The organism is Clostridium sp. NkU-1, assembly GCA_001312405.1.
The window spans coordinates 46,545-61,761 of the sequence record BBDR01000020.1; the positions used below are offsets into that span (position 1 = coordinate 46,545).

A 15,217-nucleotide genomic window follows, 5' to 3' on the forward strand; every position below is an offset into this window, starting at 1 on the left:
TATACATTTAATCACTTAAGCATAACACGTCTCCCATTTCTGGACTACTGGTAATATTGATGCTGACATAATATTTCCCTCCACCTAACCTTGATATAAAAGTGTCCAGATATTATTTCTCTGGTTACAATTGAATAATAAAAGGCACTGGATTATTCTCCAATGCCATTTAACTGATTACAATATTTTTCTCTTTTTTTATTCTTCTTTCTTTTCTGGTTCAACTTCAATAATTGGTACTCGGTCCAACTGTTTAAACAAGTAGGTTTCTCCATCTATCATAATTGTAAACGTCTGCTTTTTCCCATCATACAGTATTTTGGTATTATGAAATTTGGAGCCATTGATATAATGTTCATTATCTGGTCCTTTTGAATAGGTTCCTTTATCCTTTTCATCATAATTATAGTAATAAAATGTATAGTTATCATTTAAATCAAACGCCATAGACGCAAAAGGAAGCTTATCACATATGAAGGTGCCTTGTAAAGTTGGGGATTCCTTCACTGAATACATGGATTTCATCCAGCAAAAAAAATGCCAACTATACATATAAATAAAAACAAGAAGTCCAACCAATGTTTTTTATGTGTTTTCATATTTAACGCACCCCCACTACTTTTCTATTTTTATGGCAGTACTCAGATCCTAAAATATCTAACCAAGAAATATCACCAAATGCAGGTCTTGCCAACCCAATAATATCATTTGTGTTTATTACTTAGGATTTAATAGACAGTTTTTCACCTTTATCCACGAAAGTACCCTTCACTTATTTACAGCAACTTAAGAACTTGTTTGTTCTTAGTACCTCTCATTCTTTCATATCTTATCATTGTTCCGGCTCTTCCAAATTTTTCCTATGCTGATCAACCCGTTCATCCATTGTTGGAAGTCTCCGACTATCGTTTCTATAATAGCTTGTAAAAATAACACTTGCAAACAACAGCGTATTGACAACAAGTAATAAAATTACACCATTCCATGTTACGTCTTGATTTTGAAGAACATCCTCCGTATAATTTCCGGTAATAATCGGAATCAAATTATTATTGATAAAATGCAAAATAACAACCGTCCATATGTTATCGGTTTTTAAATAGGCCCAACCATAAAATATTCCCAATGTAACACATGTAATTAATTGTCCTGCCAAGCTTATAATCCCTACGGAAGGAGAGGAATAATAAAAGAAATTAATGGGTAAATGCCACACTCCCCAAGCAATTCCAAGAACAAAAACACCGCGAACCATTCCAAACCTTTTTTTGCAGTATAGGCTGAAAAAAAGTACCTCCAACCGTACTCCTCTCCAAAAAATGCAATAAATATTAAAAAAAATAGTTTATGGGCAATGTCAATAACATCAGCCAAGTAACAGGCTTTTGCATAATTTCTGTCATGGTTTGCATTTGACCACTTAAGATATACATGATAACGGTTCTGCTAAAGTAAAGAATTAAATACAGCAGAATAATGAGAGCAGCTATTTTCCAACGCCCTCCTCTCAATCCATAGGCAATACGCTTATCTTTTTTCTCAGTAAGCAGTAAAATCCATGCTATAACAGAACCAAGTACCATTATAAATTGAGAAATGACATTCCAACTCATTCCAGGCACAATAATGCTTGCCACTGTACAAACCAATAACAGTAAAGTAAGAATTAAAAAAAACCAATAAAAAAATCTCTTAGGAATCAGCTGATCTTCTTTGTGCGTAATTAAAGCGGCCAGTATTGCTCCCGAAGCAGGGTAGAACATTTGAGCTGAGGGGAAAACCGATACATCAAGCCCCTTAGTATAGCTAATCCCCATTAAAATCCCTAGTATATAAGGTAATGCAAAGACCACACCCAGAAAAATAAGCATCTGAGTTTTCTCATAATTTTTTTGTTGTTCCATTTCATTCTCCTTTTTCATAACATTTATTTAATTGATTCTCTCATCCTATTTACATTTCCCCTCCTTTCTTTAATATCTGTCTCACTGTTTTATTATCCAGACAAAACGCCGCTGCTACTCTCTTAATGTCATTAAATCGTTGGTATTCCTTTCTAATATCCTCATCAGTAAATATCCAATTCACCGGTTTATTCATATATTTTTCCATAATCTCTCCTATAAAATAATATGCGGCCTTATTTCTATTCCGGTCAACTGTCCACATCGACAGTAAGCCCTGCCATATACGGTGTCAGGCGCTTTTTCAACTACTAACATATGCTTGCCACGGCTATCTCTTTCCATCAATCCGCTTATAGCACCTGTTTTATAAATTTGAAAATTTCAATCGTTTTCTCTGTCGCTTCCTGATTCGCCTGCCCCTGCCAAAAAAACCACAAACAAAAGTTCAATACACTGCATCATGAGTGGAAGTCCTTACATTACTCTGTGCATAACTATCTGCTTTCACCAGCTTTAATATATATTTTCCCGCCACATCCCAGGTTGTTGGTGTAGTGGCGGCTGGCTCTCCTTTAATACCCCAATATGCTTTAATATCTAATGGCATAGTTATACCCCTTTTCAGTCTGCCAATAATTTCTTCCACAGCACTCAAGCTTACCGATCACTATTTATTCATCTCTTTTACCCATTATGTTTTCCCCCATTATACTATTTTCCTAATACAAAAGCCATCAGATTTTCATATTCTGATGGCTCTAATAAATATTTCTAGTTTTATTTATATTCTCTATTATTTATTCTTCTCATCATCTCTTAGACACTTTTAATGAATTTGAGATGTCTACGCTGTTTTCCATTACTGCAATTCGCGATCTCTTATCTATACTAACAACATAATTCAAATTTATAATACACGCCAGATTTCACTAAAAAAAAGAAGCGGATAATTTCTTTTCAATTTCATTTAATGAGGTATGTATCTGCTTCACAGAATGCTTTTCATATACATAATAGCCTTTTCCTGTCTCGCACAGCTTGTATATAGCACACTTTATCTGTTTCAATTATGAAATCCAGGAATTCGTTTACATTATGATGCTCGTTGTATCAGCTATATATACCTACTTCATATTCCTTTTAATTGAATCGGTAAAAGAAGTAACAGAGTCATCATCTGTTATTTCAGCACCATCATTTCTGCCCTTCGTTGCATTTGCCATAGTTATTGCTTCTTCCTCAGAAAAACCCAAATCTACCCATGCCTGCACTTCTTCATTCAACATCGTTTCTTCCTCCAATAAAACGTCCTAGATTATCTGTGACTCACAATCATTGCAGCAATATACCCCAATCCGAAAATCACTCCAGCAACCAGCCATGATATGGCACACTTAATGATTGTCATCGTCGTCATTGCGGAGGTCAGCACTCCTGCGTCTGATGCCGAAACACATACCATAATTGGTTTAATCAACAGAGTCCAATATCCAATGTATACTGCTAAAATTATTCCGGTGAAAAATATTGCAATGGACAAATAACCCCTCATAAATTCCCCTCCCTGTTTTGCCCCTATTATATATTATTCATATTATGCCCAAAGGTAACATTTTTATAATTTAGCTGCATTTTCACCCTTGTTTTTTTATAGAGCTCAGTTATCTTTAGGCACTGAGCATCTATACTGCATCCAATAATCTGACGGTTATTTCAAATATACGGGAGTGTAAAATATTTCTGGAGGGTCTAGTTTTCACCGGTATTTTCCATGTTAGCATTTCATTTTTATTATTTTCTCACGTTCTTACCTCTTTCTTCTGCTTTGGAAAATAATAATTAAACATTTCTTCCTCATTTATTTAATAGCTTCGCCTTATGATAATAAAAGAAAGTTATGGTTTCCTGGCAAGCTGTAAATCTATAGTATCATATATGGTGATGTGACCACCTAAATTATCAATAGCTATTTCAATTTCTGAAAAGAACCTTTTTCTCGTATGCTCTTCAATAGCAATATGGTCAGAATAGGTAGCGAGAAGCGATGTATATTCTTTTGCCGTAAAGGATCTTGTCCTATGATATAATTTATAACTTATATCAGTAAAACCATATTTCCGAGCTGTATATGCACGCTTTTTCGCTTCATCTTCACTGTATTCATCAGCACTTCCAGCGCCAGGCATATATACAGAATATATCTTCTGAAGTGCCTCATGAATGTCTTCTCTACCTTTATCTTTGTATGGATGATTAGCAAAGCAAGCAAAGACACCACCGCTTTTTAGGAGTTCAAAAACCTTTGTGTATCCAACTTCTTCCGGTATCCAGTGAAATGCAGATGCAGAATAGATTAAATCGCAAGCATCTTCATCATACTCAAAGTCTTCAAATTTTGCTGTTACGGTTGAAAAAGAAGGAAATTCCTTGAATTTTTGACGACATAATTTTGCTAAATTTTCACCATATTCCACGGCGGTTAGCTTACAGCCTGTTTTTAGAATCGGTAACGACGCTTGTCCTCCCCCAATTCCAACCTCCACAACATTACTTGTTTTATCAATTGTAATAAATTTAAAAATATCTTCGTATAACTCTGGAACATACTCAGGACGCATTTTTTCATACTTTTCAGCTTCCGTGTTAAAGGTCCATTCCAACCCTTTGATTATTGGCATAAATTTACCCCCCTGTTACATAAATAATCTTCATCAATAGAGTACCATCAAATTTGCCAACTATCAATATTATGTTTCCAATGTACGGTAAATTCATTAAATACTAAGGTTTTGTAAATAATCTTAATGATTAGCCTGCTTTCAATATCAATTTTTTATAATATAATTGAATCAAACAAATAATCAGGGGGGTGCTATATGTTTACTTTTATCGCATTGTTTTTTCAAATATTTGAATTTTTAAAAATGTTGTCTATGTTATGGTTTTCTTATGCTGCCTCAAATATTTAAAGAGTAACTAAAACGCATAAGATGCTAAGGAGGGATAAAAGTGTATGGTTTTATTGATTTAATTGTAGATTTGATTGATCTTTTTCTTGATCTCTGTATTATAAAAAATTTCCGTAAAAAGAAATAGAATTATTACTTTGCCAATCTCATCTGCTTCATCGGTTTAAAGTTCAACTATAAAATTTCCACCCTCAGCAAATTTTTCTGTGCCCTGCCCTGCAAGATCGGCTATAAGGTACATTTTACTTTACGTAAATAAAAAGCCGTTAAAACCTTTATTTTAAGGCTTTTAACGGCTTTTTACATTGAGTGGAGCAGACGGGAGTTGAACCCGTAATAATAAGATAACGAGAACATCAATAAACACCAGGATTCCTTATAGATACGAGGTTTCCCGGTGTTTTTGATTTTCTCATAGCATGGTCATTTTTCGGCTCATGTTGCATCTTTTCGAAACTATGCAACACGAAAATGCAACACGAATTTTACCCCGCAAGTCTTGGATACTCCAGCGCCCCATCTTGATTCGGTGTGAGCGTCACTGGTTCCACAATCATTTTACCCTCGCTGTCCAGGCAGTAAACCTTTCCGGATTCAGCAATCAGAGTACCTTTGAGCATGACGCCATCTGCATTAAGATAATACCATTCGCCCTTGTACTTGTACCATTTATTTGTGATCATGATTCCGGCGCCATCAAACCAATACCACAAGTTCTTCTCTTTATCATGATGCCAGTCATTTCGGATCGGCAGGCCGGTATCTCCATTATAGAACCTCCAGCCGCCATCTTCCTGTTTCCACCCTGATTTCTTCTCTTGTGCTGCAAGGGCTGCCTTGAAGCCGTCCCAGGTATGCTGGGTATGGTTCCATACATAAGGATTTGGGCAAATTTTCCCCGTTACATCATGATGGCGGATCACCCGGTCCGCAGGTATGTTATATTTCTCCATCAATTCCTTGGTAAGCTCAATAGCCGCCTGAACCGTAGCCTCCTCAAAGTACCAGTCCCGGTTTGTGTCTGCCAGATTTCCGCTGCTATTTCTTACACACATTTCAATACCAATACTGTTCTGATTCCTGCATTCTGGGTGAATGTATGCTTTTGCTCCACAATGCCAGGCTATATTTCGATCCTCTACTGACTGCCAGACTTCTCCGCTGAATCCAACGTAATAATGGGCGCTGGCACCAATATACCGGGAAGCGTAGTATTTACAGTTTGCCTCTGCTCCTCCCAAAGCTCCAACATAATGGATCACGATGTACTTGATACGGTCTGCAGTACCAGTATTATAATTATAAGGTGTAAGTAATTTCTTGATCTGCATATTGATCCTCCAATCCATAAGAAAAGGCCCAGGATCTCCCGGGCCTAAAAGTGCGACTGTCGCAACAATTATTCAGTTACTTCCGCTTTCTTTTTTAGTACATCAATAGCTTTAATCAGAACTGCAGGAAGCGGCAGACCCATAAGCCCGGCATTCTCCACAATGGAAATCAGCTCGTTTGCCATGAAGCCGATAATCACCATGTCCCGTATGTAATTGGTCCCGATAGCCAGATCCAGGCGGTAGGCGATCAAAACAAATAAGAGAGTCATGCACTTGCGGCACAACCCCTTAAAGCCGGCTTTTGATTCCAAGGCTCCGGTTTCAGTTTTGGTGCTCCTCTTGAAGATTCCGGCCACTGCCAGTCCGGAAAAGAAATCAATGACCATAAAAAGGACCAGGGTACCGATCCCAGTATCCCAGCCCCCAAATAATGATGCTATAAAGCTGCCTACAACTCCTGCCACTGTGCATAATATATTTTTCACTCTCATTTTCCTCACTCTTTCTCATATTCTTTCCCGGTGATATCCCGGAACTCGTCCCCTGTGATCCAACGGCCTACGGCATTCCATACCATCCCAACGGACCATAGACTTGCTTCGTAAAATCCTTTTACCAATTCAAACTTACTCATGGCCTACCTCCATTTCAATGCCGGACATCATAGACAAATATGCTACCTTAGCGTTTAGTTCCTGCACCTGCTTCTGGGATTCTTCATATTGCTTTTGGATCATCGTAAGGGTATTGTTATCTATAAAAGGATATAAAGCATATCCAATAAAGATTTTATTCCCATCATCATCAAGTTTATATAGCAGTTCTCCGGTTTTCTCATCTCTTGCATTGCTACCATCTTCGTTAAACAGAAATTCGAATTGCGGTTCATATTTATAACCACTTATAGCAGCGTTACAAAGACTTCCAAACATTTCAGCCTTTGTTTGATTAACATCAAAAACCTTAGCAAAATTTATCGGTTCATTATCCAACGCAATAATTTCATAATTTTCATTTACATAAATTTTCATGTAATCTCCTTTCAACATGATTTTTCATGTTAACTAAACCAAATACGATAAATTGCTCCAAGGAAGTCCTTTATCAACAGAACTAATCGACCATACATCTGAGCCCCTGCAACCGGAATAGATACCGTATAAGTTCCTGTTGAAGATATACCAACTCTTCCTCCTGGGTAACTACCAGCAAATGAATAAATATTAATATTTGAATTTGACGTAATGTTACCGCTTACATAGATTTCAAAATTTATATAATTAAAACCAACCGCATTAACTGTAGCTGCTATATGCCTATTACCACTAGAAACAGTTTTTAAAGTTATTTGCCCTGCATCAAAAGTTAATCCAAGTGTATTATCATTATCCCATCCCGCAATATTATTACCTCTTAGGTAGAGGTCAGTTGCAGTCGGTACATACCCATCAAATGTGCCAACAACGCCTCCGATATTCACACCTTTTTTAATATTCCATGCTGATATTCTGGAATATTCGCCTGAATCCAGTTGACACCATTTAAGTAATGCCCATTCCTGACCCCTAAATTAACAGTTCCTGCCCAATTACTCATGCTAGTTGCCCATGCCCGATCAGTGCCAGAAACGTCCGCTCCTTGCATGGGTATGCTACCTTGAACTCCACATACATTTACATCACCTCGCATTTTCCAAGGCTCGATGCCAAGAGTTGCCGCAACCTCTGAGCGGGTCATATATACCCATGGATTATTTGTAGGACTTTCATAGTAGTATCCAGGCCCAATATAATAATATAGTCCTTGTGTGTTTAATCCCGAACCCATACCATGATATCCAGTACCTCTATTCGGCATAGTTCCCGTTAAAGGCTCACCCTCTTTATCCACAATCACCTTGTCGGCCAGTACATCGGAAGCCCTGGCTGTTACGACATCCAGATCAGCACCGCCACCGCCTCCTGGCATCCATATCTTGCCCATGCCTTACACTCCTTTCAAGCCGATTTTAATATCTGTAGCCGGCTTTTTGTAGACTTTAAATGTAGCTGCCCCATCCCCCAATGAGGCCGTACCACTTGTCACAATACTATAGGCTTTGATATACGCCTTTTGAGCGGCTTCTGTGGCTCCATCTGCCAAGACGCTTACTACTATTGCTTCTGAGTCTTCTGTAGCTCCAGGAACAGCTACCGTTTGCGTGTAGGGGGTAGTGCTACCGGCCCAGCCTGTGACGGTCAAGGTTACCTCTGTCACATGGTTGATCTGATTGATTGCTTTGTTGGTTGCATTTATATCATTAGCCCCAAACCGATCTCCTTTTTGGGTGTAGGTCGTCTCATCCGGCAGACTGTACGTCCCGTCTTCATTCGGGATTAAGCGGTACCGGCGCTGGCCATCATACATGGCATCTTTATAATCTGTCTTTAACCCCATCTAAAAAGCACCTCCATTCAATGTAAAAGATAATGTTTTTCTACTATTGTACCGGCTTTGGATATTACTGTAGATCAGCCTGCAGGCCTCCTCAATTCGATTCAACTCCCGCCAGTCAATAAATGGCTGATTATCATAAAAAGTCTGACAGGATCCTGTTTTAAAGGGGTGGGTCCCCGAGCGGATATTTTCCACGTTAGACTCAAACCGGTTGATCTCATCTGCATAGAAACCGTAATCCTGATAGGTCTTATCCGCCCCCATTTCTTCATATACAAAATCCGGCCAGAGGAGCAGCGCCTGCGACCGGATTTCATTTAAGTTTCCCTTTATGCGGTTGTAGTCTTCTATATTAAAGAAATCAGTTTCTTTCCAATTAGTTTTTGGTTGTTGCCACATTGCTCATGTCCCTCCTTGCCTTGATTGTCCCTGACAGGGCGCCATTGAATTTCAAAGTATGTTCGTACACCCGGAGGAGCAGATCCGGGACATACTTATTTTCCAGGAATGCAATATCATTTGCATCGATCCTGGGCTCCCCACGGTACTGCAGATCATACTCCCTATCCGATTTCATATAATCACCGATCCAGTCGGCCAGATCTACGGCGTGGACCATATCGGATACCAGGGGATTCTCCCATGTCTCCAGGCTCCCCGTTGAATTTAACTGCCGGCTTACTCTGGTTTGGCTTGTGATGTATTCCCGGCCGGATATAGAAACTTCAACAGCCCCGGTAGCCCCTACAATCTCCACTATAGCAAAGTAGTTACTGCTTTCCACTATAGCCACCTCTTGCCCTTCCTGTGCTCTGTCAAAGTGCAGGACAAGTTATATACAGGGTTGCTAAAATAAAAGGTATATCGGCTATCCGAGGCTGTAACGGCAATTGTTTCTTTTGCCAGTTCCTTCACCTCGTCTGTTTGATTGTAAAGCGTCCGGATCACCTGCAGCTCTCTTACCTTTGTAAGCTGCGTCCCCTTGGGCGTTCTGGTCAGTTCATGGCCATACTCAAAGATATAATCCGTGCTATCTCCAAAGGTTATATTGTTAAGTACTACCCGGTTATTGGGACGGCCCTTGATGAACTCCAGAACCAGCCTGTCAAACTCTTCAAATTCATGGCTGATAACTGTTGTTGCGGTTAGGCCGGTTACTATGTAGTCCTCCACCAGCGAGTCGTCCCGGTAAGCATGGAAAACCATCTCAGCAGGGTTATTTTCCCCGAACTCTAACGTTAGGCCAAAACATTTGAAAGAGGCTTCCAGGGTAACTTCAACCGATGGATTTATAGCAAAGGCCCCATCATTTCCTGCCACCGCCTCCGATATGTACCCGGTATTCAAATATGCTGCTCCCTCTGACTTCCGGGGAAGAAAATACCGTGTAGGCTCCACATCTGTATAGCTTTGTGTGGTCAAAGCATAAGCCTTTTTAACCGTCTTATCCAGGACAGCTCCAACGTTGCTAAAATAAGTCTCATTGCTGGATCCGGCTTCCATATCCGGAATAAAGCTGGATTTTAAAAAGATGTTCCTTCCCGGTCCTGGTAAAGTATGCACCGGCCAGCATTGGCAATCAGCTGCAGGGCTTCCTTGTGTGAGACAACCGGCATCGGATTTACAACCTTAACAGATTTTAAATAAGGATCAATCCAGTAAGTCCGGAAGTCCACTCCGGCATCAGAAAACACATCAACCGTCAGATCGTACAGACTTATCCCCTCGGGCCGGTACAGCCCCTTATAATAGGTTCCGTCCATACCGTCAAACCGGTCTGTTGCTGAAAATTCCATTTGTTCATCATCAGCTGACCATTCCTTTAATTGCACCGTTGCACCAGGAAGCCACTCCACGGATCCGTCATCAAGCTCCTGACCATACAAGACGGTTATGTCCTGACCAATCTCCAGGAAGTTCACGGAACTTTCCGCGTTCTCAATATCAAAGGCCCGGTTCTTATTATTAACAGTCAGACTAAAATCAATGGCGGGCAGCTCCTCCATAATCGGGCTAATGTGCTCCCTTTTAGTGCAGATAGTATCTTTCGGCTATCAAAGTAAATACCGATCCCCATAGTTATCATGTGGATTCGGAACCGGCTCTGACCGTTTACCATGGCTGATGGAGTAAAGCGCAAGAAAGTGGCGCCGTTAAAGATCTCCTCCGTGACAAAATGTCCGCCAGCATTTCCAGTGATCTCCATGGTATTGTTATCAGATTCTATGACAAAATCCACCGGATAAGCCTTTCCAAACTCTATGGTAAGCCCCTTTATATCGTACTGAACCGGAAAACGGATCTCTATCGGTCCCAATAACTGCTCAGATACGATCCCCTGGTTAAGAACCACATCCGCCCTCTCTCTTGGAAGAAAATACATGCTGCCGTCCACAGCTGTATAGTCTTGATCGCAGGTAGCATAAAGTTCCTTGACCTCATAATTATCTAGGGGCATTTTAAAGCTGGAAAAATAGGTGTAATTCTCTTTGTCTGGGACATAGGCGCTGGCCTGGGCCTGCTGATTGATAAGACCGATGGTTACACGAATATGTGACAATGGATCCCTGAACTCACGGCGCATCAGGTCTTTGTATTGCTGACTTGCTGACTGCATTACTCTATCACCCCACAATCGACGATATTTACTTTACAATCCATATACTTTGTGGGAAGCCCGTCTTTATCAAATTCGATAGGCGTAGCTGTCCGATTTCCCGGATACATACGGATTGTCATCATTTGGTTATGTACCATATCTGGGATCCGGGCCGTTACCACAAACTTATCAAACTCCTGCAGCATAGCTGCCCAAGTAGCAGCGTCCAGAAACTTCCACTGTAGATTTTCGAACTTATACTGATCCCTACCTACTCTCTGGCCTATAAATTCACCCTTGGCGTTTTTTCCATCACTCACATTTGTTGCCACCACCAGGTTCCCCCCAATGTCGGGAGACGGAAACTCCCGGCCATTGATTGTTATTACTGCCATAGCGTACCGCCTCCTTATGCCTTTTTAAGTGTATAGCCACTTCTCTTATCCAGATCGGCCAATTTCTTTTTGATCTCACGAATATCAATATTTACTGTCAAATCCATGGCCTCAATCAGATCTACTATCTTCTGGAGAAGATCTACCATGAGGGACAGGTAATGATCTGACATGTTGTCAGTTGGCGCGGACATTGCTTGACTTGCCATAGCCTGGACCAGCTCAGCCGTTTCGGTACTTCGTCCAGAGGTGCCGACCAGGGATAGCTGTGGTGTTGAATTATTGGCGATGGAACTCATGCTTGCAGCCAGTGGTGCAATTGCCGACCTCATACCATACTGCACCGCCCTGGTGATGCCTTCCGTGATCTGCATGTTATTGGCAACCGCAGCCTTGCCTCCCCAATTTCCTACCATCTCAGGATTGCCGTTTTCATTTGCTACGAACAGGCTACCGGATTTGGGGAAACCACCGGTTGCATGACCTTTTACATCTCCCGGACCACCACTTACATACCCCTTACTGTTTCCTGGACCGGAGGATCCTTTTTTATCTTTTTTTCCTTCTTTTTCTTCAGCATCATCCTTGGTTTTATTAAATAGATTCTTTGCCCCATCAATGACCGAATTGAACGTCTTTCCCACTTCAGCCGCGATCCCACTCAGCCAGCCGGTAATGCTTCTCCAGATTTCCTGCATACCTTCCCAGAATTTATTCATTACCGCTTTGCCGATTTCCAGCATTTCATCCAGTTTGAATACGTCCTTAATCTTCTGCCAGATTTCCCCGAACCAGTCCTTTATGGCAGTCCATTTTTCTTCAATGGTGGCCTTTACGCTATCCCAAATTTCGGACAGCTTATCCCTGATTGCAGAGAAGCTTTCATCCGCCTTATTCTTAATGTTATCCCATAGATCGGAGACAAAAGTTTTTATACCATCCCAGATGGATTCCCAGGTGGCCTTTATTGCATCAAGGACCGTACTTATCACAATTTTTATAGTATCCATCAGAGTCTCAGCCAGCGTTTTCATTGCGTTCCAGACGCCGGAGAAAAACTCTTTAATTCCATTCCAGGCTTTTTCCCAGTCCCCTGTGAAAATTCCAACAATGAAATCAATTAACCCTTTAAGGGCATCAATAACGTAAGACAAAGTTTCCTTGATCCCCGACCACCATACACCAAACGCAGCGATCAACCCGTCCAATGCATTTTTTATCACTGGTAACATCGTATCCGTGAACCAGGATGTAAATGGCTTTAGGCAGGTATCCCACAAGGCGGAAACCAAGTGGATAATCCCATTCACAAGTCCCGAAAATAAGTCTATTAATAGTCCTACAAGTGTGCTGATAACGCTTGTCACGGTATTCCACATCTCTGTAAATCCACCTAGGAAACCTTGAACCAGAAATCCACCTATTTCAGCAAATACTGTAGAGGGTGAATGAATACCAAAAATTCCCTTTACCACATCAATGATACCAGAGAAGATCTCTTTAATTTTCCCCCATGCCCAATCAGCAAAGGAAGAAATGCCATTGACTAAACCTTCCATTAGCATCTGACCAATGGTCCCCCAGTCAGTGCCGTTTGCGATTTCCTTAAATATGTTACTCAGACCCTTAAATACATCTGTAATGCCTTTGATAATGTCCACGATGGTTCCGCCGGTCCAAGAGGCCAGTGGTTTTAACAGGTTATTCCAAAGCCATTCTCCCAAAGGCATCAACACATCCAAAATACTGTTTAGGAAATCAAGGGCTCCAGCGATTGCATCAAAAGCGGCAGGGATTGCCTGCTCAAGCGCCCACTTTCCAAGCGGCTCCAGTATATTTTTAAATAGCCATTCCAGTCCTGAACCTAATTTATCGCCTAGGGGCTTTACAGCAGCGGTAATGTGCTCAAACGCTTTGATAAGAGGGGTGAAATCAAGATTCCTACTCCATTCCGATAGAGACTGGGTAATTCTATCAATCGAACCAAGTAACCCGTCTAGCAGATCCATTAAGTTCTGAATCACTGCGGTTCCGGTTCCATCAAGTTCCCACGCTGTCCGAAAATTATCCCGAATATTAGTAATCGTGTCATTAATATTCGTAAATATCTCGAGGATATGGGCAATCACGGATTCCCCGGTTCCATTATTCCAAACGGTGCGGAACGATTCCCCTATCGCAAGGATCAGAGCCAGCCAGGAGTTTAACCGGTCAAAAATACTTTGTAATAGAGCGTCCCCTCTTCCGTTTTCGTCCCAAGCGTTTTTAAATGCACCAGCTAAGTCTCCAACAATATTAAGAATCAGCGATACAAGACGCAAGATGTTACCACAAAACTGCTCGCCGGTTCCGTTCGTCCATACTTCAAGAAAACTGGATCCAATAGACTTAGCCAAACCAATGATATTTGTAAAGGCATAATTAGCAGCGTCAATTACATTCTTACCCTCTTGATCCCAGGAATCCTTTAAGGGTTTGAATAACTGATTTAGAACGCTTTTTACTTTTTCTGCAACAGAGCCAATCGCATCCATCTGACTTGTATCAATATCAGGAGTGGTTATTTCTGGTGCCCCTGCTCCGCCACCGCCACCATCGTCAGCGCTGCTATCATCTTTCAGAATGTTAAATTCATCAATCCCTGTACTTACGCCCTGTGCGTCCTTTGCTGCTTTCTTCGCACTGTTTCCATAAGCCCCCATAGCTGATTTTGCCGCCACAAGGCTCTTTGTGGCCGCTACGCTCCCTGCTAGTGTCCTACCGAACAATAGGCTTACAAATGCTGCTACATAGCCAGTTACACGTGCCAGCGCAGCCATGAGCGTATTTAAGGCCGGCATGATTGCCTGCAGAATAGGGGTAAATGCTACGTTCAGATTTGATCGAATCTGTTTCAGAGAGTTGTTAAATTGATCATTGGCCTTCATGGAATCCATCAAATGTTTACCCATGGAACGGATTGCACTTACTATCATAGGTATAATCAGCCGATAGATCATCAACGTCTTTAGCATCTTCTGCATTCCGCTTTGTGCACTGGAAGCATCGTTACCACTCTTTTTCAAAGTCCTCCCGAAAAGAGTAATATGCCCCGCAGCTTTCAGCAGCTTCATGCCACCATTACCCGCGGTTCGGAATAGATTGCCAAGAGTGCTTGTTAATTTTCTTGCCACTCCAGTAATCCCGCCCCCAAGGATTTTAAACAGGTCCGTAAAGCCTCTTTTCAAGAAATTAATCCCATTTAATGCTTTTCCAGTTCCGATCAGGGCAAACATCTGATTGATTTGGTTTACAGATGCAGCGGTTTGTGCTTTTGCATTATTAATACCGCTGGACATATTCTGCAAACCGCTTACTTTAGGGGCTATGTTTACCTGTGGTACTTTCACATTGTATCCCTGGAAGTTCCTTACCTGCTGGCTTTTAGCAGCCTTGGTAGCCGCAGCCGCAGTGGCCTTAGCCGCCTCAGCTGCTTTAGTTGCCATTTCATCGATTTTCCCGTTTATCGAATCCCACTGTACGCCCAGATTCTCAACTTTCCCCTGCAGATTAATGATACTTCCTTCTGTTTTGACAA

General features: G+C 41.2%; 22 protein-coding genes. All 22 read right to left on the minus strand.

From position 1 onward, the window contains the following. Positions 1–198: 198 nt before the first annotated feature. The 22 genes from JCM10519_RS21535 to JCM10519_RS21615 all read right to left on the minus strand — a co-directional run bounded on the left by JCM10519_RS21535 (position 199) and on the right by JCM10519_RS21615 (position 15,125). Positions 199–516 (minus strand): hypothetical protein, encoded by a 318-nt coding sequence (locus JCM10519_RS21535; protein WP_054741731.1) that lies wholly within the window; start codon positions 514–516, stop codon positions 199–201. Positions 517–832: 316 nt separating this feature from the next. Next, complete coding sequence (locus JCM10519_RS32800; RefSeq protein ID WP_347845097.1) at positions 833–1,342, minus strand: CPBP family intramembrane glutamic endopeptidase; 510 nt, start codon at positions 1,340–1,342, stop codon at positions 833–835. Next, the gene (locus JCM10519_RS32805; RefSeq protein WP_347845084.1) at positions 1,332–1,904 is read right to left on the minus strand and encodes a hypothetical protein; all 573 of its coding nucleotides are present in this window, start codon (positions 1,902–1,904) and stop codon (positions 1,332–1,334) included. The genes JCM10519_RS32800 and JCM10519_RS32805 overlap by 11 nt, the downstream gene beginning before the upstream one ends. Positions 1,905–1,953: 49 nt before the next feature. Then, on the minus strand, positions 1,954–2,169 hold the full coding sequence (locus JCM10519_RS21545; RefSeq protein WP_054741733.1) for a hypothetical protein: 216 nt from the start codon (positions 2,167–2,169) through the stop codon (positions 1,954–1,956). Between the two features lie 183 nt (positions 2,170–2,352). Further along, positions 2,353–2,553 (minus strand): hypothetical protein, encoded by a 201-nt coding sequence (locus JCM10519_RS21550; protein ID WP_054741735.1) that lies wholly within the window; start codon positions 2,551–2,553, stop codon positions 2,353–2,355. Positions 2,554–3,031: 478 nt separating this feature from the next. Continuing rightward, on the minus strand, positions 3,032–3,193 hold the full coding sequence (locus tag JCM10519_RS32810; RefSeq protein ID WP_347845085.1) for a hypothetical protein: 162 nt from the start codon (positions 3,191–3,193) through the stop codon (positions 3,032–3,034). A gap of 29 nt (positions 3,194–3,222) precedes the next feature. Further along, positions 3,223–3,459 (minus strand): hypothetical protein, encoded by a 237-nt coding sequence (locus tag JCM10519_RS21555; RefSeq protein WP_054741737.1) that lies wholly within the window; start codon positions 3,457–3,459, stop codon positions 3,223–3,225. Positions 3,460–3,802: 343 nt separating this feature from the next. Beyond that, positions 3,803–4,585, minus strand: coding sequence for a methyltransferase domain-containing protein (locus JCM10519_RS21560; protein ID WP_054741739.1), 783 nt, complete (start codon positions 4,583–4,585; stop codon positions 3,803–3,805). Between the two features lie 776 nt (positions 4,586–5,361). Further along, a complete protein-coding gene (locus JCM10519_RS21565; RefSeq protein WP_054741742.1) occupies positions 5,362–6,207 on the minus strand; it encodes an N-acetylmuramoyl-L-alanine amidase in 846 nt (281 codons plus the stop codon). A 68-nt stretch (positions 6,208–6,275) separates the two neighbouring features. After that, on the minus strand, positions 6,276–6,695 hold the full coding sequence (locus tag JCM10519_RS21570) for a phage holin family protein (RefSeq protein WP_054741744.1): 420 nt from the start codon (positions 6,693–6,695) through the stop codon (positions 6,276–6,278). An 11-nt stretch (positions 6,696–6,706) separates the two neighbouring features. Beyond that, entirely contained in the window at positions 6,707–6,844 is a 138-nt protein-coding gene (locus tag JCM10519_RS21575; RefSeq protein ID WP_054741746.1) for an XkdX family protein, read from the minus strand. Continuing rightward, positions 6,837–7,241: a hypothetical protein gene (locus tag JCM10519_RS21580; RefSeq protein ID WP_054741748.1), complete on the minus strand. Its 405-nt coding sequence runs from the start codon at positions 7,239–7,241 to the stop codon at positions 6,837–6,839. Before JCM10519_RS21580 ends, JCM10519_RS21575 begins: the two co-directional genes overlap by 8 nt. 29 nt (positions 7,242–7,270) lie before the next feature. Then, a complete protein-coding gene (locus JCM10519_RS21585) occupies positions 7,271–7,690 on the minus strand; it encodes a hypothetical protein (protein ID WP_054741750.1) in 420 nt (139 codons plus the stop codon). Beyond that, positions 7,687–8,193 (minus strand): hypothetical protein, encoded by a 507-nt coding sequence (locus tag JCM10519_RS21590; protein ID WP_054741751.1) that lies wholly within the window; start codon positions 8,191–8,193, stop codon positions 7,687–7,689. The genes JCM10519_RS21585 and JCM10519_RS21590 overlap by 4 nt, the downstream gene beginning before the upstream one ends. 3 nt (positions 8,194–8,196) lie before the next feature. Continuing rightward, the gene (locus JCM10519_RS21595; RefSeq protein WP_054741754.1) at positions 8,197–8,646 is read right to left on the minus strand and encodes a hypothetical protein; all 450 of its coding nucleotides are present in this window, start codon (positions 8,644–8,646) and stop codon (positions 8,197–8,199) included. Beyond that, positions 8,647–9,045 carry a hypothetical protein gene (locus JCM10519_RS21600; RefSeq protein ID WP_054741757.1) on the minus strand — a complete coding sequence of 133 codons (399 nt, stop codon included), beginning with the start codon at positions 9,043–9,045 and terminating at the stop codon, positions 8,647–8,649. It abuts the gene before it with no gap. Beyond that, positions 9,023–9,439 carry a hypothetical protein gene (locus tag JCM10519_RS32815; protein WP_347845086.1) on the minus strand — a complete coding sequence of 139 codons (417 nt, stop codon included), beginning with the start codon at positions 9,437–9,439 and terminating at the stop codon, positions 9,023–9,025. The genes JCM10519_RS21600 and JCM10519_RS32815 overlap by 23 nt, the downstream gene beginning before the upstream one ends. After that, the gene (locus JCM10519_RS32820; RefSeq protein WP_347845087.1) at positions 9,430–10,149 is read right to left on the minus strand and encodes a hypothetical protein; all 720 of its coding nucleotides are present in this window, start codon (positions 10,147–10,149) and stop codon (positions 9,430–9,432) included. Before JCM10519_RS32820 ends, JCM10519_RS32815 begins: the two co-directional genes overlap by 10 nt. Before the next feature lie 20 nt (positions 10,150–10,169). Further along, entirely contained in the window at positions 10,170–10,652 is a 483-nt protein-coding gene (locus JCM10519_RS32825) for a hypothetical protein (RefSeq protein WP_347845088.1), read from the minus strand. Further along, entirely contained in the window at positions 10,619–11,263 is a 645-nt protein-coding gene (locus JCM10519_RS32830) for a hypothetical protein (RefSeq protein ID WP_347845089.1), read from the minus strand. Before JCM10519_RS32830 ends, JCM10519_RS32825 begins: the two co-directional genes overlap by 34 nt. After that, positions 11,263–11,640 carry a hypothetical protein gene (locus JCM10519_RS21610; RefSeq protein WP_054741759.1) on the minus strand — a complete coding sequence of 126 codons (378 nt, stop codon included), beginning with the start codon at positions 11,638–11,640 and terminating at the stop codon, positions 11,263–11,265. Before JCM10519_RS21610 ends, JCM10519_RS32830 begins: the two co-directional genes overlap by 1 nt. A 14-nt stretch (positions 11,641–11,654) precedes the next feature. Next, positions 11,655–15,125 (minus strand): hypothetical protein, encoded by a 3,471-nt coding sequence (locus JCM10519_RS21615; protein ID WP_054741761.1) that lies wholly within the window; start codon positions 15,123–15,125, stop codon positions 11,655–11,657. Between the last annotated feature and the right edge of the window lie 92 nt (positions 15,126–15,217).